17 protein-coding genes are annotated in these 18,201 nt (G+C 64.8%); 11 read left to right on the top strand and 6 right to left on the bottom strand.

All coding sequences use genetic code 11. The features are described from left to right. Positions 1-39: 39 nt before the first annotated feature. Positions 40-1,137 (top strand): toxin-antitoxin system YwqK family antitoxin, encoded by a 1,098-nt coding sequence (locus JAB6_RS19355; protein ID WP_070304121.1) that lies wholly within the window; start codon positions 40-42, stop codon positions 1,135-1,137. Between the two features lie 132 nt (positions 1,138-1,269). Beyond that, positions 1,270-1,719, top strand: a complete 450-nt coding sequence (locus JAB6_RS19350; RefSeq protein ID WP_235194348.1) for a MarR family winged helix-turn-helix transcriptional regulator — start codon at positions 1,270-1,272, stop codon at positions 1,717-1,719. Here JAB6_RS19350 and JAB6_RS19345 read toward each other — a convergent pair. Then, complete coding sequence (locus JAB6_RS19345; RefSeq protein ID WP_070304120.1) at positions 1,709-3,049, bottom strand: chloride channel protein; 1,341 nt, start codon at positions 3,047-3,049, stop codon at positions 1,709-1,711. The genes JAB6_RS19350 and JAB6_RS19345 overlap by 11 nt on opposite strands. A gap of 83 nt (positions 3,050-3,132) precedes the next feature. Beyond that, a complete protein-coding gene (locus tag JAB6_RS19340; RefSeq protein ID WP_368072927.1) occupies positions 3,133-4,053 on the bottom strand; it encodes a LysR family transcriptional regulator in 921 nt (306 codons plus the stop codon). A gap of 94 nt (positions 4,054-4,147) precedes the next feature. Here JAB6_RS19340 and JAB6_RS19335 point away from each other — a divergent pair, with 94 nt between their 5' ends. Next, positions 4,148-5,158, top strand: coding sequence for a zinc-binding alcohol dehydrogenase family protein (locus JAB6_RS19335; protein ID WP_070304119.1), 1,011 nt, complete (start codon positions 4,148-4,150; stop codon positions 5,156-5,158). 6 nt (positions 5,159-5,164) lie between these two features. Here JAB6_RS19335 and nhaR read toward each other — a convergent pair whose 3' ends face one another. Further along, entirely contained in the window at positions 5,165-6,064 is a 900-nt protein-coding gene (gene nhaR / locus JAB6_RS19330) for a transcriptional activator NhaR (RefSeq protein WP_070304118.1), read from the bottom strand. Positions 6,065-6,223: 159 nt separating this feature from the next. On the opposite strand from nhaR, the gene JAB6_RS19325 reads away from it, so the two are divergent. Continuing rightward, positions 6,224-7,186 carry a TerC family protein gene (locus JAB6_RS19325; RefSeq protein WP_070304117.1) on the top strand — a complete coding sequence of 321 codons (963 nt, stop codon included), beginning with the start codon at positions 6,224-6,226 and terminating at the stop codon, positions 7,184-7,186. A 64-nt stretch (positions 7,187-7,250) separates the two neighbouring features. Further along, the gene (locus tag JAB6_RS19320; RefSeq protein WP_034759008.1) at positions 7,251-7,652 is read left to right on the top strand and encodes a TerB family tellurite resistance protein; all 402 of its coding nucleotides are present in this window, start codon (positions 7,251-7,253) and stop codon (positions 7,650-7,652) included. Here the strand turns inward: JAB6_RS19320 and JAB6_RS19315 are convergent, their stop codons facing one another. Both JAB6_RS19315 and JAB6_RS19310 read right to left on the bottom strand, forming a co-directional pair. Then, positions 7,653-8,006, bottom strand: coding sequence for a YnfA family protein (locus JAB6_RS19315; protein ID WP_070304116.1), 354 nt, complete (start codon positions 8,004-8,006; stop codon positions 7,653-7,655). It abuts the gene before it with no gap. Positions 8,007-8,051: 45 nt separating this feature from the next. Next, on the bottom strand, positions 8,052-9,215 hold the full coding sequence (locus JAB6_RS19310; protein WP_070304162.1) for a sugar diacid recognition domain-containing protein: 1,164 nt from the start codon (positions 9,213-9,215) through the stop codon (positions 8,052-8,054). A gap of 140 nt (positions 9,216-9,355) precedes the next feature. Here JAB6_RS19310 and JAB6_RS19305 point away from each other — a divergent pair, with 140 nt between their 5' ends. Beyond that, positions 9,356-10,687 carry an MFS transporter gene (locus JAB6_RS19305; protein ID WP_034759002.1) on the top strand — a complete coding sequence of 444 codons (1,332 nt, stop codon included), beginning with the start codon at positions 9,356-9,358 and terminating at the stop codon, positions 10,685-10,687. A gap of 35 nt (positions 10,688-10,722) precedes the next feature. Continuing rightward, the gene (locus JAB6_RS19300) at positions 10,723-11,994 is read left to right on the top strand and encodes a glycerate kinase (protein ID WP_070304161.1); all 1,272 of its coding nucleotides are present in this window, start codon (positions 10,723-10,725) and stop codon (positions 11,992-11,994) included. Here the strand turns inward: JAB6_RS19300 and JAB6_RS19295 are convergent, their stop codons facing one another. Then, entirely contained in the window at positions 11,995-13,011 is a 1,017-nt protein-coding gene (locus tag JAB6_RS19295) for a zinc-binding alcohol dehydrogenase family protein (RefSeq protein WP_034758999.1), read from the bottom strand. It abuts the gene before it with no gap. Positions 13,012-13,183: 172 nt separating this feature from the next. Between JAB6_RS19295 and JAB6_RS19290 the strand changes: the two genes are divergently transcribed. The 4 genes from JAB6_RS19290 to JAB6_RS19275 all read left to right on the top strand — a co-directional run bounded on the left by JAB6_RS19290 (position 13,184) and on the right by JAB6_RS19275 (position 18,122). Next, entirely contained in the window at positions 13,184-14,089 is a 906-nt protein-coding gene (locus JAB6_RS19290) for a LysR family transcriptional regulator (protein ID WP_034758996.1), read from the top strand. Between the two features lie 96 nt (positions 14,090-14,185). After that, entirely contained in the window at positions 14,186-15,730 is a 1,545-nt protein-coding gene (locus tag JAB6_RS19285; RefSeq protein WP_070304115.1) for a DUF1800 domain-containing protein, read from the top strand. A gap of 11 nt (positions 15,731-15,741) precedes the next feature. Beyond that, positions 15,742-16,932, top strand: a complete 1,191-nt coding sequence (locus tag JAB6_RS19280; protein ID WP_070304114.1) for a DUF1501 domain-containing protein — start codon at positions 15,742-15,744, stop codon at positions 16,930-16,932. An 89-nt stretch (positions 16,933-17,021) separates the two neighbouring features. Beyond that, positions 17,022-18,122 (top strand): AI-2E family transporter, encoded by a 1,101-nt coding sequence (locus JAB6_RS19275; RefSeq protein WP_070304113.1) that lies wholly within the window; start codon positions 17,022-17,024, stop codon positions 18,120-18,122. Positions 18,123-18,201 lie beyond the last annotated feature (79 nt).

Raw genomic sequence — 18,201 nt, 5'->3', positions numbered from 1 at the left:
AACATCCATATTGGGACCGGCTGGCCATATCGACGGACCATGCGCCTGGTGCTGCTGGCTGCGCTCATGACGGCGGTGCCGCTGGCGGCGCAGGAGCAGGCTCCGGCACAGGGGCAACAGCAGGCGCAGGACAAGAGCGTCTATCTGGACGAAGACTATGCGGCGAGCGATGTGCGCCACGCCGCGTATGCGCTGCGCACGGCGCCCGTGCGCGACGAGGCGCTGGGCGCCTGGCATGTGCTGCTGGAGTTCCCCGATGCACCGGGCACGGTGGCGCTGGAAACCTACGCCACCGGCCCCGATCTGAGCCAGGCCAGCTTCCTCCACTTGCGCAAGTGGTATTACCCGAATGGACAGCTGGCCCGCGATGAGCGGCTCGATGCCCAGGGCAATGTACTGACGGGCAGCACGTCATTCTATGCAAACGGGCAGGTCAAGCAGCGCGTGACCGTGCTGGCGAACGGGCGCGACAGCATCTCCGAGAATTACCATGAAAATGGCCAACTGATGAACCGTATCAGCTACCACGGCAAGCAGATGGCCGATGGCGAGTACGTATCGTACGGGCCGAATGGCAGGATGAGCAGCCGCGCCTTCCTGAAAGGCGGCAAGATGCATGGCTTGCAGGAAGTGTTTTACGCCGATGGCAAGCTGTTCCAGCGCAGTCATTTTATGAATGACAAGCAGGATGGCGAATTCCTCACGCTTGCCGAAGATGGCAAGGTGCTCGCGCGCAAGGTCTGGGTGGATGGCGAAGCCGATGGCTGGTCGTTTGAAAGCCATGACAATGGCCAACTGGCGCAAAAGGCCTTGTACCGCAAGGGCAAGCTGCTGAGCATGCAGAAGTGGGGCCGCAATGGCAAGCCGTCGATCGCCTGGCAGCAGGACGCGCACGGGCGCGAGCAGGGCGATGTCACGGAATGGTATGACAACGGCGTGCGCGCCAAGGTCATTCCGATGCGCGATGGCCAGCGCCATGGCTTGCTGCAAGTCTGGGCGAGCGACGGCAGTCTGCTGCAGCTTGTGCCGTATGAGCACGGCAAGAAGCACGGCATCGAGCGCCGCTGGGATAAGCGGGGTAAACAGGTGTGGGAGAAGACTTGGCAGGCCGGAGTGCAAGTGCCCGCCGGTCAATAGGCAGTAGGGGGACGCCCGCCATTGCAGGTATCATGTACGGATTCCGGCCCGCCAGCAGGCGCGAAGCCGGCGGGATAACTGGAGGCAATGGTGGCGGAAGCGGAAGTATCGGCGATAGCCAGGGCGCAGGGCATGGCCTTGCAAAACATGCGCGTCGTCATGCGCGCGGCGCAGCGGCATTCGGCGCAGATCGAGAAGCAATGCGGTGTGTCGGGCGCGCAATTGTGGGTGATGCAGGAATTGCTGGAGCGGCCGGGCCTGCGCATGGGCGAGCTGGCCGGCAAGATGTCGATCCACCAGACGACGGCCAGCAACCTGGTCGAGGCGCTGGTGAAAAAGTCCTATGTGCGCAAGGCGCGCGACCAGCCCGACCAGCGCGTGGTCACCCTGACCCTGACGGCGGAAGGGCAGGCCGTGATCGCCGGCGCGCCGCAGCCAGCGCGCGGCTTGCTGCCCAGCGCCCTGGCCCAGCTGGACGCCGCCAGCCTGGCCCACCTGAACCAGGGTTTGAGTGCCTTGCTGGCCGTCGTCGCCCCCGATGACAGGCAGGCGGGCATGCAGCCGTTTCCGTTTACGATGTAGTTTCCCGGCCCGTCGGCTGTAGCGGCAGCCGCTGCAATTGCAGCTGCGCCAGCGCCCCGTACAGCGGTTCGCTCAGTACGCGCGAGACCGTGCTGGCCACGACGGCGCAGGCCATCAGGCTCAGCACCATGCCGTGGCCGTCGACCATTTCCATGACAATGATAAACGCCGTCAGCGGCGCCTGCGTGGCGGCGGCCAGGAAACCCACCATGCCCAGCGCGATCAGGGCGGGCGCATGGGGGTAGTGCAGCAGCACGGCGATATCGTGGCCGATGCCGGCGCCGATGGCCAAGGAGGGCGCGAAAATGCCTGCCGGCACGCCCGACCACACGGTCAGCCACGTCGCCACGTATTTGAAGGCGACAAAGGCGGGCGCCACGTCGGACGAGCCTTCCAGCATGGCGCGCGTGGCCACGGTGCCGCTGCCGAACGTGGCGCCGTGGCTGGCGATGCCGATGGCCGCCACCAGCACACCGCAGACGGCGGCGAACAGCACGGGCCGGCCTTTTCTCCACGCAGACAATTTTCCTAATGGATTGCCCCGGGCGGATGCCAGCAGCAATCGCGCGAACAGGCCGCCCGCCACGCCCGCCACCAGGGTGACGAGCAAGCCCGGCAAGGCCAGTGCCAGGCCGATGGGACCCGGGTGGATGATGCCGAAGTGGGTGGCGTTGCCGTGGATCGACACGGCCATCATGCCGGCCAGCACGATACCTGCGACGATGAGGCCGCTGTTGCGCTGCTCGGGCGAGCGCGACAGTTCTTCGATGGCAAACATGACACCGGCCAGCGGCGTGTTGAAGGCAGCCGCGATGCCGGCCGCGCCGCCTGCCACCAGCAGGGAATGGGCGCTCACCTGCGAGTGACGGGGCAGCCAGCGGCGCGCGGCCAGCATCACGCCGGCGGCGATCTGCACGGACGGCCCTTCGCGCCCCAGCGACAATCCGCCCAGCAAGCCGCCCGCCGTCAGGACGATTTTCGCGGCGCTGAGTTTCAGCGACACGAACAGCGAGCGCTGCTCGGGCGCCACGGCCGGGTCCAGTGTCGCCATCACTTGCGGGATGCCGGAACCGGCCGCGCCCATCGCGTAGCGGCGCGTCAGCCAGACGAGCAGGGCGGCGCAGGCCGGCGTCCACAGCAGGGCGAACCACCAGGCCTTGCCGTTAAAAAAGAGAAACAAGTCCAGCGCTTCCTCCGCCAGCCACGTAAAGCCCACAACGACGAGCCCCGCGATGGCGGCCATGCCGACGACGACGGCGCGCGACCACCACAGGCGCGGGTTGGCAAATTCATGCTTGAAGGCAGAGGGAATATCGTGCAAGTGCTTCATTGCGGCAAGTCCAGGAAGGGGCGCGCAGGGCGTCGGGGAGACTTGCCATTATATAGATGTATTTGCTCAAATGTATTTGAGCCTCATCTTCCGTGGGCGGCTGACAACAGTATGTCTGTTTCGGCCAGGAAATCGACGAGCGCCCGTACTTTCGGCGCCAGGTGCGGCCCGGATGGCCACAGCAGCCAGCAACTGTGGGCCGGATGCCCGGTGATTGCGTAGTCCCTCAGCACTTCGATGAGGCTGCCGTCGTCGATGGCGGAGCGCACATAAAAGTCGGGCAGCCAGGCGATGCCCAGGCCTTGCCGGGCGAAGTGCAGGCGCGCTTCGACGTTGTTGCAGACCATGGAGAGTGGCAAATCCGGCGCCGGCGCCTCGGCTTCCTGGCGCAACTGCCATTGTTCCACCTTGCCGCTGTGGCGGAAGCGGTAGTGCAGGCAAGCATGTTGTTGCAGTTCAAGGGGATGGCTGGGCGTGCCGTGGCGCGCCAAGTAGGCGGGCGAGGCCACGAGGCAGGAGCGGAACTGGCCCAGCTTGCGGGCGGCCAGGCGGGAATCGCGCGGTGCGCCGATGCGGATGACAGCGTCGAAACCATCGCCGACGACATCGGCCAGCGCGTCCGAAAAGTCCAGGTCGAGGGCGATGGCTGGGTGTCGTTGGGAAAAATCAGCCAGCGCGGGCAGGAAAACGCTGCCCAGTTCCGGCAAGCCCAGGCGCAGGCGTCCGCGCGGCGCCAGCGTGCCCGCCAGTTCCTCCTGCGCCGCCTGCATTTCCGCCAGGATGCGTTCGCTACGTGCGAGGAACAGCTTGCCTTCCGCCGTCAGGCTCAGCTGGCGCGTGCTGCGCTGGAACAGGCGCGTGCCCAGCCGCTGCTCGAGCCGGGCCAGGCTCTTGCTGACGGCCGACGGCGAAATGCCGGCCTGGCGCGCGGCGGCGACAAAGCTGCCCGCCTGCGCCAGTTGCACGAACAGAACCACGCCGGAGAGATTATCGATGTCTTGCATGATTCATGACAGTTTGGTCAGGTGTGAAACGTATTGAAGCATATTTTTCTTTCTCGCGTGGCTGCTTACCATGCGGATTTACCTGGAGCATGCAATGAAGATGATTGGTTTCAAGAAAGGAAGCAGTGTGGACGAACAAGGCGGCCTGTTCGACATGGAAGGCCCGATGCCCGTGCCCGGCCCGCGCGATGTGCTGGTGCAGGTGCGCGCCGTGGGCGTCAATCCGCTCGACACCAAGGTGCGCGTGGGGCTGGTGACGGTACCCGATGCCGTCACGACTCTGGGCTGGGATGCGGCCGGCGTCGTGCATGCGGTGGGCAGCGAAGTGACCCTGTTCGCGCCGGGGCAAGCCGTGTATTACGCGGGTTCGTTCGACCGCGCGGGCGCGAATGCCGAATATCACCTGGTCGATGAGCGCATCGCGGGGCGTATGCCGGCGACCCTGGACTTTGCGCAGGCGGCCAGCGTGCCGCTGGCGGCGCTGACGGCGTGGCAGCTGCTGTTCGAGCGTTTTGCCATCGCGCCTGGCGACAGGCAGGAGCGGGGCAGCCTGCTGGTGCTGGGCGGCGCGGGCGGCGTCGGCTCGCTGCTGATCCAGCTGGCGCGCCAGCTGACGGGTTTTACGGTGATTGCCACGGCCTCGCGCGGCGACAGCGGCGACTGGTGCCGCGCCATGGGCGCGCACCACGTGATCGACCATACACAACCCCTGCCGGCGCAGGTGGCGGCATTGAACGTGGTGCCCGTGCGCCATATCGCGGCGCTGTCGCACACGGCGCAACATATCGCGCAACTGGTGGAGCTCATCGCGCCGCACGGCAAGCTGGCCGTCATCGACGACCACGATGTTTTCGATGCGGCGCCGCTGAAGGGCAAGAGCATCTCCTTGCACTGGGAAATGGTGTTTACGCGGCCTTTGTTTGCCACCGAAGACATGATCGAGCAGCACCGCATCCTGAACCGCGTGGCGCGGCTGCTGGACGAGGGCGTGCTGCGCCATACGCTGCGGCAGCGCTTGTCGCCGATGAACGCGGCCACCTTGCGGCGCGCGCATGCGCTGCTGGAGCGGGGCGGGCAGCCGGGCAAGATCGTCGTCAGCGGCTGAACGGATTTACACGAACAGCTCGCGCCGCGCGCTCTGGCTGATGGCGATGGTGGCCGGGTGGCGCAAACGCCGTTCCGTGGTGATCGCGTACACCTGCTCGACGAGGCTGTCGACCCGGCCCAGCGCCACCACGGCGTACTGTTCGCACACCTGGGGCGCGATGACGGTGGGGGCGAAGAACAGGCCGGCGCCGGACTGGCCAAACGCTTTCATCATGGCGCTGTCGTCGAACTCGCCGACGATGCGCGGGTGCAAATTATTGTCGCCGAGCCACTGCAGCAAGCGCCCGTAAATGGCGAAGTCTTCGCCGGGCAGCAGCAGCGGCGCGCCATCCAGGCATTGCGGGAAGGCGCCGTTCAGCGTGGCGGCCAGGGCTGGCGTGCCGAACAGGGTCATGCCGCTTTCGCCGAGCAAATGGTTAAAGCCGCGCACGCTCAAGTGGGCCGGCATGGGACGGTCCGCCATGATGAGGTCGAGCCGGTGCACGGCCAGGTCCGCCAGCAGGCTTGCCAGCCGGCCTTCGCGGCAAATGATGCGCAGCGGTTCGGCCAGTCCCAGCGCCGGCGCCACGAGGCGGCAGGCGATCAGTTTCGAGACGGAATCGGCACAGCCCACGCGGAAGGTCGTCGTTGTCGTACGCGACTGGTCGCGCACGATTTCCAGCAACTCATCGCCGGTGCTGAAAATGCTTTCGGCATGGCTGAGGATGCGCCTGCCCGTGTCCGTCAATTCCAGCTGGCGCCCACTGCGACGGAACAGTTCCACGCCCAGGGTGTCGGCAAACTCGCTGAGCTGGCCGGAGATCGATTGCGGCGTCAGGTGCAGCTGCTCGGCCGCGCGGGCGATGCTGCCCGTCTTGGCCACCATCCAGAAATAGCGCAAGTGCTTGAAGTTGAGTGTTGACATGGTATTTCCCGGCAGATTAATACATCGACTTTTTCGATGTATTCTTAAATTATATTCGATTTGTTCGATGTTTGTATTCGGACTATGATGGCTGCTCAATTCATGCAAGGAGAGTGTCATGGACTTCAGAATACAGACAGATAGTTACGGAGGCCGCCGATGAACGGCCTGGAAAGTATTGCGACGGCACCCATGTGGGCCGGCTTCATCGCCTTTGTCCTGGTGATGCTGGCGCTGGATTTGTTCGTCTTTGGCGGCAACAAGGCGCACAAGGTCAGCGTCAAGGAAGCGGCGACGTGGTCGCTCGTGTGGGTCAGCCTGGCCATGCTGTTCAACGGCGGCCTGTGGTGGTATCTGAACGGCACGGCCGGACCCGAGATCGCCAACCAGAAGGCGCTGGAATTTTTCTCCGGCTACCTGATCGAGAAAGCGCTGTCGGTCGATAACGTGTTCGTCTTCCTGCTGATCTTCAGCGCCTTCCAGGTGCCGATCCAGTACCAGCGCCGCGTGTTGATCTATGGCGTGCTGGGCGCGATCGTCATGCGTGCCGTGATGATCATGGCCGGTGCGTGGGTAGTGAGCGAGTTCAGCTGGGTGCTGTACCTGTTTGGCGCCTTCCTGCTGGTGACCGGTATGCGCATGCTGGTGGCGGCCGATGCGGAACCGGACGTGGCGAACAACCCCGTGCTGCGCTTTGCCCGCCGCCACTTGCGGGTGGCCGACGGCGACCACGGCGAGCGTTTCTTCGTGGCAAAGGGTGGCTTGCGCTATGTCACGCCGCTGTTCCTCGTGCTGATCCTGATCGAGGTGACGGACCTGGTCTTCGCGGTGGACTCGATCCCGGCGATTTTCGCCATCACGACGGACCCGTTCATCGTCTTCACGTCGAACCTGTTCGCCATCATGGGATTGCGTGCCCTGTACTTCCTGCTGGTGGACGTGGCTGACCGCTTCCACATGCTCAAGTATGGCCTGGCGATGGTGCTGGTGTTCATCGGCGCCAAGATGCTGATCATGCCGTGGTACCACGTGCCGGTGGAAGCGTCGTTGCTGGTGGTGGCGGTCCTGATCGTGTCGAGCTGCGTGGCCAGCGTGTTCATCACCCGCAGCGACAAGAAGTAAATGCCGTACCGCGCGCCCTGCAATGGCGGGGCGCGCTTTTTAAACTGACAATGGAAAGTGAACTATGCGTACCTATGCAATGAACAGTCCCCAGGCAGCGGGACGTATCCTGGCCCTGATGATGGTGGTCGATGGCAACCTGGCCAGCGCCGAGCTGCAAGCGATGCATCGCAGCAAGATCCTTGAGCATATCGACCTTGAGCCGGCCGCCTTCCAGCAATTGCTGCAAGACCTGTGCGACGACATGCTGACGTCGACCGTGCATGGCGCCGTGCAACTGGCCAATGGCGTGATCGACAGCCTGCTCGATGAAATCACCGAGCCGGACTTGCGCCGCCAGTTGCTGCAAGCCATGTGGAAGATCGCCGATGCGGACGACTGGCTGGCCGATGGCGAAGCCGTCTTGCTGGCCCGCGCCAGCGCGGCGTGGTCGGCGGAAACGAACTTCCGCCGGCATGCGGCGTAATTACTGCGCCTTGTGCCCCATGGCAATGACGGCGGCGCCGGCCAGGGCCAGGCCCACGCCGGCGATGTCGGTCCAGGCGGGCGTGACGCCGTCCACCAGCCACAGCCAGCCCAGCGCCGTGGCGATGTAGATGGCGCCATACGTGGCATACACGCGCCCGCTGGCGGCCGGATGCAAGGTCAGAAGCCACACGAAGACCAGCAGGCTGAGGGCGGCCGGCACCAGCAGCCAGGCGCTGCCCTTGTTGCTCAGCCATAGCATGGGCAGGTAGCAGCCCAGCAGTTCGGCCACGGCCGTGACGGTAAACAACCCGAAAGTGCGGGCAAGACTGGTCCATTCGATGGTGTCGTTCATGCTATTCCTGTTATGCGGTCAGCCGACATTGTAGACGGGCATCTGTCAATTCAGTTGCAGGGCGACATACAGCAGCAGGCGGTCATCCGTGTCGTCCAGGTCCAGCCCCGTCAGTTCGGCGATCTTTTGCAGCCGGTAATCGAGTGTGTTGCGGTGGATGTGCAGGGCCCTGGCCGTGGCCATCGGGTGGCTGTGGTGGCGGAACCAGGCGGCCAGGGTGCGCATCAGGGTGCCCGACTTGCGGTCGTGCGCCTGCAGACGGGCCAGGGTCTGGCGCAATTGCTCGGCCTGCCAACCCGCTTGCAGGCCGGACAGCAGCACGGGCAGGCTCAGTTCCAGATAGGAAAAAGTAGTTTGCCCGCCATCGCGGGTGCGGCCCACGCGCGCCGTCTGCTTCGCCGATTCATACGAAGCCGTGGCGCCATCGAGGCCCGGCAAGGCCACGCCCATGGCCAGGGTGGCCGGTGGCGCGAGCGCCTGCTGTGCCACCTGGTGCAGTTCGAGCAGGCGCTGCCTGGCTTGCGCCGCGCGCGCCTGCTGCGGGCCGCTGGCGGGAAAGGCGTCGAGCAGCACCAGTTCGCCCGGCGAGACGACGGCCATCAGCAAGGCAGGCCAGCGGGCCGACAGGTCGGACTGCACTTGCTGCAGCTGCGTCAGCACCTGGTCGAGCCGCTCGCCCGGGCCTTCGCCCGCATCCGGTATTTCCAGCACGAACATGGCGCGCGGCACCCGTAAATCGACCGCCAGGCGCGCCGCCCATGCCTGCATGCTGGCGTCCGAAATCCCCGTGCGGTAGACGAGCTGGAACACGAATTCCTCGCGGTAGCGCTTTTCATGCTGCAACTCGCTGACCAGCCGCGCCTGTTCCAGCATCATTTCCGCCATGGTCCGCACCAGTTCGCCGAACTGGCGCACGGCGTCCGGTTCGCCCGTCAGGCCCAGCACGCCGCAAATCTCGCCGCGCACCGTCAGGGGCAGGTTGATGCCGGCCCGCGTGCCGGGCAGCCTGGCCATGTCGGCCGCGCCGATTTCCACGCTGGCGCGCCGGGCCAGCGCCAGTTGCGCGCCCGGATGCAGGTCGCCCACGCGCTGCGGATCGCCGCTGGCCAGGATCACGCCGCGCGCATCGATGACGTTCACGTTGAAGGGAATGATGTGCATGGTGCGCTGGACGATGTCCTGCGCCAGGGGAAGGTCAATATTCGGCATGGGGTGGTCCGTCTTGTGCATTTGCATAGAATCATCGTATCAAGCACCATATTTCTTCATGCATCCGCACGATGACTGTTTCTGCTGGCGATTGTACGATGGGCTGGCCGTATCCCATAAAAAATAGTCAGGAGACACCCATGACCACCCATCCAGGCGCCAGCCTGTCCGCCGGCGCGTCCGCGCAGGACCGCGTGCGCGAAGGCGCTTACCGCAAGGTGACCTTGCATCTGATCCCCTTCATCTTCATCTGCTATCTGTTCAATTACCTGGACCGCGTGAATGTCGGCTTTGCCAAGCTGCAAATGCTCGATGCGCTGCAATGGAGCGAGAGCGTGTATGGCCTGGGCGCGGGCATCTTCTTCATCGGCTACGTGGCCAGCGGCGTGCCCAGCAATCTGCTGCTGCACCGCCTGGGCGCGCGCAAGGTCATCGGCACCCTGATGATCGCCTGGGGCATCGCCTCGGCCTGCCTGATGTTCGTCACCACGCCGGCCGCGTTCTATTCGCTGCGCTTCATCACGGGCGTGTTCGAGGCGGGCTTCTTCCCCGGCATCGTGCTGTACTTTACGAACTGGTATCCCGCGTCGCGCCGGGGCCGCATCATGGGCCTGTTCATGTCGGCCATTCCCATTTCCGGCTTGCTGGGCAGCCCCTTGTCGGGCTGGATGATGCAATCGTTCGCGGGCCACGGCGGCCTGGCCGGCTGGCAATGGATGTTCCTGCTGCAGGGCATTCCCACCGTGCTGCTGGGCTTTCTAGTCTACGTGCTGCTGAACGATGGCATCGCCCAGGCGAAGTGGCTCAATGCCGAAGAAAAGCAGCTGCTGCGCGCCGACCTCGACGAGGACGAACGCCAGCGCCGCAACGGCGCGAATACGGCCGACACCTTCGCCAGCGTGCTGCGCAACAAGCATGTGTGGATGCTGGGCCTCGTGTATTTCTGCATCCAGATGGGCGTGTACGCGATCAACTTCTGGCTGCCCACCATCGTCAAGTCGCTCGGTTTTGCCAGCCCCGTGGCCGTGGGCTGGGTCAGCGCCATTCCCTACCTGTGCGCCAGCATCTTCATGATCTGGGTGGGCCGTTCGGCCGACAAGCACAAGGAGCGCCGCTGGCATTTGAGCGGCCCTTTGCTGATGGCGCTGTGCGGCTTGCTGCTGGCGACACAGGCGCATGGCAACGTGGTCGTCGCCCTCATCGGCCTGTCGCTGGCGACCATGGGCGCGTTGTCCGGCCTGCCCATGTTCTGGCCCTTGCCGACGGCGTTTCTCGGCAGCGCGGCGGCGGCCGGCGGCCTGGCGCTGATCAATTCGCTGGGCCAGGTGGCCGGTTTCGTCAGCCCTTTCCTCGTCGGCTGGATCAAGGATGCGACGGGCGGCACCGACGTGGCCCTGTATATTCTTTCCGCAGTGATGCTGCTGGGCGCCATACTGGTGCTGCGCGTTCCCGCGCGCATCGTTAATCGCTAAGTGAACCGCTGATCGAACCGGAGGAATTGACCATGATGACGACCCTGCCACCGCCACCGCGCGCCTTGCTGCAAGCCATGTTTCAGGCCGCCATCGCCGCAGCCCAGCCATCGCACTGCATACCGCCCCATCTGCCGCCCGCGCCCAAGGGCCGGCTGATCGTCATCGGCGCCGGCAAGGCGTCGGCCGCCATGGCGCAAGCCGTGGAGCGGCACTGGCCGGGGCCGCTGTCGGGCCTCGTCGTCACGCGCTATGGCTATGCCGTGCCATGCGAACGCATCGAGATCGTCGAAGCGTCGCATCCCGTGCCCGATGCGGCCGGCATGGACGCGGCGCGGCGCATGCTCGAGCTGGTCGGCAAGTTGCACGCTGACGATACCGTGCTGTGTCTGATTTCGGGCGGTGGCTCGTCGCTGCTGGCCTTGCCACTTGACGGCATCAGCCTGGAAGACAAGCAGGCGCTGAACCGCGCGTTGCTGGCGTCGGGCGCCACCATCGGCGAAATGAATTGCGTGCGCCGCCATTTGTCCGCCATCAAGGGCGGGCGCCTGGCGGCCGCCTGCCATCCGGCGCAAGTGGTGACCCTGGCCATTTCCGACGTGCCTGGCGACAAGCTGGGCGACATCGCTTCCGGCCCCACGGTGGGTGACGCGACCACGTGCGATGATGCGCTGGCCATCGTGCGCCGCTATGGCATGGACTTGCCGGACAGCATACGAAAGACCTTGGAAAGCGGGCGCGGCGAATCCGTGAAACCCGATGACCCACGGCTGGCGCGCACGCGCACGACCCTGATCGCCACGCCGCAGATGGCCCTGGAAGCGGCGGCCGACGTGGCGCGCGCGGCCGGCATCACGCCGTATATCCTGGGCGACAGCCTGGAAGGCGAGGCGCGCGACGTGGGCAAGGTGATGGCTGGCATCGCGCTGCAAACGGCCTCGCGGGGCCAGCCGTTTCCCGCCCCGTGCGTGCTGCTGTCGGGCGGCGAAACGACGGTCACCGTGCGCGGCAACGGCCGCGGCGGGCGCAATGTGGAATTCCTGCTGGCGCTGGGCATCGCGCTGGACGGGCACGAGGGCATCCACGCGCTGGCCGGCGACACGGATGGCGTCGACGGCCAGGAAGACATCGCCGGCGCGGTGCTGGCGCCCGACACCCTGCAACGGGCCTGGGCGCAAGGCATCAAACCGCGCGACAGCCTGGACAACAACGATGGCCACGGCTTCTTCCAGGCGCTGGGAGATGCCGTGATCACGGGTCCGACATTGACCAACGTCAATGATTTCCGGGCCATTTTGATTACCTGATTAATTAAAACTTTCCAGGACGATTTTCCCTTTTGCCGTATTGCTTTCCAGCAGGGCATGCGCGCGTTTCAGGTTTGCCGCGTTGATCGTGCCGAAGCGCTCGGCCAGGGTGGTCTTGATGACACCCGCATCGACCAGCTGTGCCAGTTCCTCGAGCAATTCATGCTGCTTGACCATGTCCGCCGTCTGGAACAGCGAACGGGTAAACATCAGTTCCCAGTGCAGCGACACGCTCTTGCCCTTGAACTTGCGCACGTCGATGTGCTCGGGGTCGTCGATCAGGGCGAACTTGCCTTGCGGCGCGATCAGTTCCACGATGTGCTCGAAATGCTTGTCGGTCTGGTTCAGGCTGATCACGTAATCGACGGGTGGCAAGCCCAGGCGCGTGATTTCCTGCGCCAGCGGCAAGCTGTGGTCGATCACGTGGTGGGCGCCCAGTTCCTTGACCCAATCGGCCGTTTCCGCGCGCGAGGCCGTGCCGATGATGGTGACACCCGTCAACTGCCGCGCCAGTTGCACGAGCACGGAACCGACGCCGCCGGCCGCGCCGATCACCAGCAGGGACTTGCCGGTGAGATTCTTGTCGCGGCTGATCTGCAGGCGGTCGAACAGCAGTTCCCAGGCCGTAATGGCGGTCAAGGGCAGGGCGGCGGCCGGAGCAAAGTCCAGGCTGGCCGGCATGTGGCCGACGATGCGCTCGTCGACCAGCTGGAATTCGCTGTTGCTGCCGGGGCGGTTGATGGCGCCCGCGTACCAGACTTTATCTCCGACCTGGAACAGGGTGACGTCGGGGCCGATGGCCGTGACGACGCCGGCCGCATCCCAGCCCAGCACTTCCGGCTGGCCGTCTTTCGGCGCGCGGTTCTTGCGCACCTTGGTGTCGACGGGGTTGACGGAAATCGCCTTGACGGCGACGAGCAGGTCGCGCCCCGTGGCGACGGGCACGGGCAGCTCGATGTCGAGCAGGGCGTCTGCATCCGTGATGGGCAGGCTGTGGCGGTAGGCGATGGCTTTCATGTGCTTCCTTTGGTAAAACAGTGATGGATTAGGGGTAGGTCGGATCAGGTCCGAAGGACCGTAATCCGACACCATTGTTGGCGTGGCCATACGGGCTTGACGTATCATGGCCATTTTCTCGCCCTGGAAACAGGGGGCGCGTACCGAAACACTTTCAAAGGAATACTGAAAATTGCTGCGACTCGATGACTTGCAGGTGTTTGTGCGCACGGCCGACCGCGGTAGTTTGTCGGCGGCCGCGCGCGAGATCGGCATTTCGCCCGCGCTGGCCAGCGCCGCCGTCAAGCGCCTGGAAGGGGAGCTGGGCTTGCGCCTGCTGGCCCGCACGACGCGTTCGCTGAGCCTGACGGCGGAAGGCACGCAATACCTGGAACACGCGCGCGAAGCCTTGCGCCTGCTGCGCGCCGGCCACGATGCGCTGCTCGCCGGCAAGGACAGTTTCGGCGGAACCTTGAAAATTGCCATGCCCTCGGACCTAGGCCGCAATCTGATGCTGGGCTGGCTCGACGAATTCCAGTCGCGCCATCCGAAGCTGCATTACCAGCTCAGCGTCAGCGACCGGGTGGCCGACATGGTGCGCCAGCAAGTCGACGTGGCCATCCGCTATGGCCAGCAAGACGATTCGAGCATGGTCGCCATGCCCATCGCGCCCGCCAACGACCGGGTACTGGTGGCGTCGCCCGCCTACCTGCGCGAACATGGACCCCTGCTGGCGCTGGGAGACTTATCGCAGCGCAATTGCCTGCGCTTCGCGCTGGAAGACGGCTTGCACGACCGCTGGACCTTTTACCGCCTGCCGCAGCGCGAGCAGGTGACGATAGATGTGAGCGGCAACCGCAGCGCCGACGATGCCGACCTGGTGCGCCGCTGGGCCGTGGCGGGCCTGGGCATCGCCTACAAATCGCGGCTCGATGTGTCCGGCGACGTGGCCGCCGGCCGTCTGCACGTGCTGCTGCCCGAGGTGGCGGGCGAGGCCGCGCCCTTGCAATTGCTGTGCATGCACCGGGCGCAGGTGACGCCGCTGGTGCTGCAGCTGCGCGACTTCCTGCGCGACAAGTGCGCGGAATTGCATAAATAACATTATTGATTACAACTCGTTGCAAATGGCAATCATGCGCAGGTCAACCTGGGCGTACCCTCAGGCATTCTGGTTGAAACCGCTTGAAGGACCGCCATGACCCCCAACCGACTGTTGCCGACAACCGTGATTTTCCTGCTGTTGCTGGCCGGCTGCGCCGCCACCGGACCTGCCGTCCAGGCCGATCATCGCGCGCAGACCAGTTCCGCGCAGGACATTGCCCTGCTGGAAAGGGTTAGCTGGGGCGTGAACGCAGGCAGCGCGCGCCAGATGCAGGCGCAAGGCTGGCAGCGCTATCTGCAGGCGCAATTGCATCCGGGCAAAGCCAGCTTGCCTGCCGCCGTGCAGGCCCAGATCGACGCCATGACCATCAGCCAGGTGCCGCTCGATCAACTCGTCATGTCCGTGGAGCAAAAGCGCAAGGAGTCGGCTGCCGTCATGGACGACATGGCCAAGCAGCAGGCGCAAAAAGATTACCAGCAGGAGCTCAACCGCCTGGCGCGCGAAGCGGCTACGCGTTCTCTATTGCTGGACGTGTATTCGCCTAATCAGCTGCAGCAGCAGCTGAGCTGGTTCTGGCTCAACCATTTCAGCGTGCACCAGGGCAAGCACAACTTGCGCGCCATGGTTGGCGATTACGAGGCGAACGCCATCGCGCCGCACGCGCTGGGAAAATTCCGCGACTTGCTGGGCGCGACCGTCCACCATCCGGCCATGCTGCGCTATCTGGACAATGAAGCCAATGCCGCCAAGCGCATCAATGAAAACTATGCGCGCGAGCTGATGGAACTGCATACGCTGGGCGTGAACGGCGGCTATAGCCAGACGGACGTGCAGGAACTGGCGCGCATCCTGACAGGCGTGGGCGTGAACCTGGGACCGGATACGCCAAAGGTGAAACCGGCGCTGCAGTCGCAATACGTGCGCAGGGGCTTGTTTGAATTCAACCCGAACCGCCACGATTACGGCGACAAGCAATTCCTCGGACAAACGGTGAAGGGCAGGGGACTGGCCGAGCTCGATGAAGCGCTGGATCGTTTGAGCCGCAGTCCCGCCACCGCGCATTTCATCAGCGGCAAGCTGGCCCAGTATTTCGTCGGCGATAATCCGCCCGCGCCTCTGGTGGCGCGCATGGCGGCCACCTTCCAGCAGAGCGACGGCATGATCGCCGACGTGCTGCAAACCATGTTCAACAGTCCCGAATTCAAGCAGTCGCTGGGCAAGAAATTCAAGGACCCCATGCATTACGTGGTGTCGGCCGTGCGCCTCAGCTATGACGACAAGCCCATCCTGAATGCGGGCCCCATGCTGAGCTGGCTCTCGCGCATGGGCCAGCCTCTGTACGGGCGCCAGACGCCGGACGGTTATCCCTTGACGGATGCTTCCTGGGCCAGCCCAGGCCAGATGACGACGCGTTTCGATATCGCCCGCACCATCGGCTCGGGCAGCGCCGGCCTGTTCAAGACGGATGGCCCGCAGCCGCAGGAAAAGGTGGCGTTTCCCCAGCTGGCCAGCGCCCTGTATTACCAGTCGCTGCAGCCGACCTTGAGCCCGGCCACGCGGCAGGCCCTGGAGCAGGCCGCTTCGCCGCAGGAGTGGAATACCTTCCTGCTCTCGTCGCCCGAAATGATGCACCGCTGAAAGGAATTGTCATGAACCGTCGTGACTTGCTGAAAGCCCTGGCCGCCGCGCCGCTGTTGTCGCATGCGGGCAGCTTGCTGGCCGCGCCCGCCACAAATGCGAAGCTATTGTTCGTCTTTTTGCGCGGCGGCTATGACGCAAACAATCTGCTGGTGCCCATCGGCAGCGATTTTTACTATGCCTCGCGGCCGAATATCGCCATCGCGAAACCGGGCGAGGAAAACGGCGCGCTGGCCTTGACGACCGACTGGGCCCTGCATCCGGCCTTGCGCGAAACCATCTATCCCATGTTTATGGGTGGCGAGGCGGCCTTCATTCCGTTTGCGGGCACGACGGATTTGACGCGCAGCCACTTCGAGACGCAGGACAGCATCGAACTGGGGCAAGAGATCGGCGGGCGCCGCGATTTCCGCTCAGGCTTTTTGAACCGGCTGGCGCAAAGCTTGAATGCCAAGCAAGGCAACCACGCCATTTCCTTCACGGACCAGTTGCCGCTGATCTTCCAGGGCGGCGTGCAAGTGCCGAACATGGGATTGCGCTCGGTGGGCAAGTCGGGCATTGATGCGCGTCAAAGCCAAGTCATCGCGGCCATGTACAAGGGCACGCCCCTGCAGCAACCGGTCAGTGCGGGATTTGCCGTGCGCGACGATGTGACGAAGGAATTGACGGGCGAGATGCAGGCGGCCAACCGCAACGCCATCAGTACCAAGGGCTTTGAACTGGAAGCGCAGCGGATCGCCCGCTTGATGAAGGATAAATACAACCTGGGCTTCGTCGACGTGGGCGGCTGGGATACGCACGTGGGGCAGGGCGGCGCGAACGGCTATCTGGCGGGGCGATTCGATGAGCTGGGGCGTGGCCTGGCCGCGTTCTCGCAGGAAATGGGCAGCGAGTGGCGCAATACCGTGGTCGTCGTGGTCAGCGAATTTGGCCGTACCTTCCGCGAAAACGGCAACCGCGGCACGGACCATGGCCACGGCAGCGTGTTCTGGGTGTTGGGCGGCGGCATCAAAGGCAAGCAGGTGGCGGGCGAACAGGTGGCGATTTCGCAGGCGACGCTGTTCCAGAACCGCGACATGCCCGTGCTGAATGAGTACCGGGCCGTGCTGGGAGGCTTGCTGCGCCGCACCTTCGGCTTGACCCCCGCGCAGCTCGACCACGTGTTTGCCGGCGTCAAGCCTGCGGAACTGGGCCTCGTCTAAAGCGGAATGCCGCCGTGTTACGCTACGCCTGCGCAACTGGCGCGTAGCCAATACTGGCGCTCCATGGCGCCGGGCACGAATGGAGTGGCATGAACGATACTCAGCGCGATATTGTCAGCGCAGGTTTTTCCCTGGCCTTGATCGCCGTGACGGCGTTCGTCATGCAGCGTTTCTTTTTGCCGCTCGTGTGGGCCGGCATCCTGTGCGTGGCCACCTGGCCCCTGTATTTGCGCGTGCGCGCGGCCCTGGGCCAGCGCCCCATCGTGGCGGCGGCCGTGCTGACCCTGGCGTTCGCCTGCATCTTCATCGTTCCCGTGCTGTTCGGCGTGGCGCAGGCGGCGCGCGAAGTGCCCGTGCTGGCCAATTTCGTCGTGCATGCGAATACGGACGGCTTGCCCGTGCCGGACTGGGTGGCGCATATTCCGCTGGCCGGCAGCGCTATCGGCGACTGGTGGCAAGCCACCCTGAGCCAGCCCCACGGCCTCGGCCACTTCTTTGCGGGCAGCGCCGTGGGCGGCTTTCATTCCGCGCGCGACATGCTCAAGGTGCTGGGCGCGGACGTGTTCCACCGCCTGGTCGATTTTGGCCTGGCGTTTTTATGCCTGTTTTTCTTCTACAAGGATGGCGAAGCGCTGACGCGCCAGATCACGGCCGTCGGCAGCCATTTCCTGCGCCCCGAACGGTGGGGCCGCTATGCGCAAAAAATTCCCACCGCCATCCGCGCGACCGTCAACGGCCTGGTGCTGGTGGGCCTGGCCGAAGGCGTGCTGATCGGCATCGCCTACGCCATCGCCGGCTTGCCGTCGCCGGCCCTGTGGGCGTTCGCCACGGGCATCCTGGCCATCATCCCGTTCGGCGCGCCGCTCGCTTACCTGTGCGCGGCCGCCTTGCTGGTCTTCCAGGGCAGTGTGGGCGCCGCCATCGGCGTAGCCGCGTGGGGCACCGTGGTGCTATTCGTGGCCGACCATTTCGTACGCCCCGGCATGATCGGCAACGCCACCCGCTTGCCTTTCCTGGCCGTGCTGTTCGGCATTTTGGGTGGCGTGGAAACCCTGGGCCTCGTGGGCTTGTTCATCGGCCCCGTCGTGATGGTGTTGTTCGTGACCTTGTGGTACGAAGCGAACGTGTTTGACACGACGCTGCCAGTGCAAACACCTGCCAGCCCGGCCGCACCGGAACGCACACAGTAATGAGGGGTCGGCCAGCGTTGCCGCTGGCCGGTACTGGCGCGCTCCCGGCGTGGCCGGACGGAGCTGACTTTACAACAGG

The organism is Janthinobacterium sp. HH104, assembly GCF_001758715.1.
Taxonomy (GTDB): Bacteria; Pseudomonadota; Gammaproteobacteria; order Burkholderiales; family Burkholderiaceae_D; genus Janthinobacterium; species Janthinobacterium aestuarii.
This window is presented reverse-complemented; position numbering and strand designations above follow the sequence as displayed.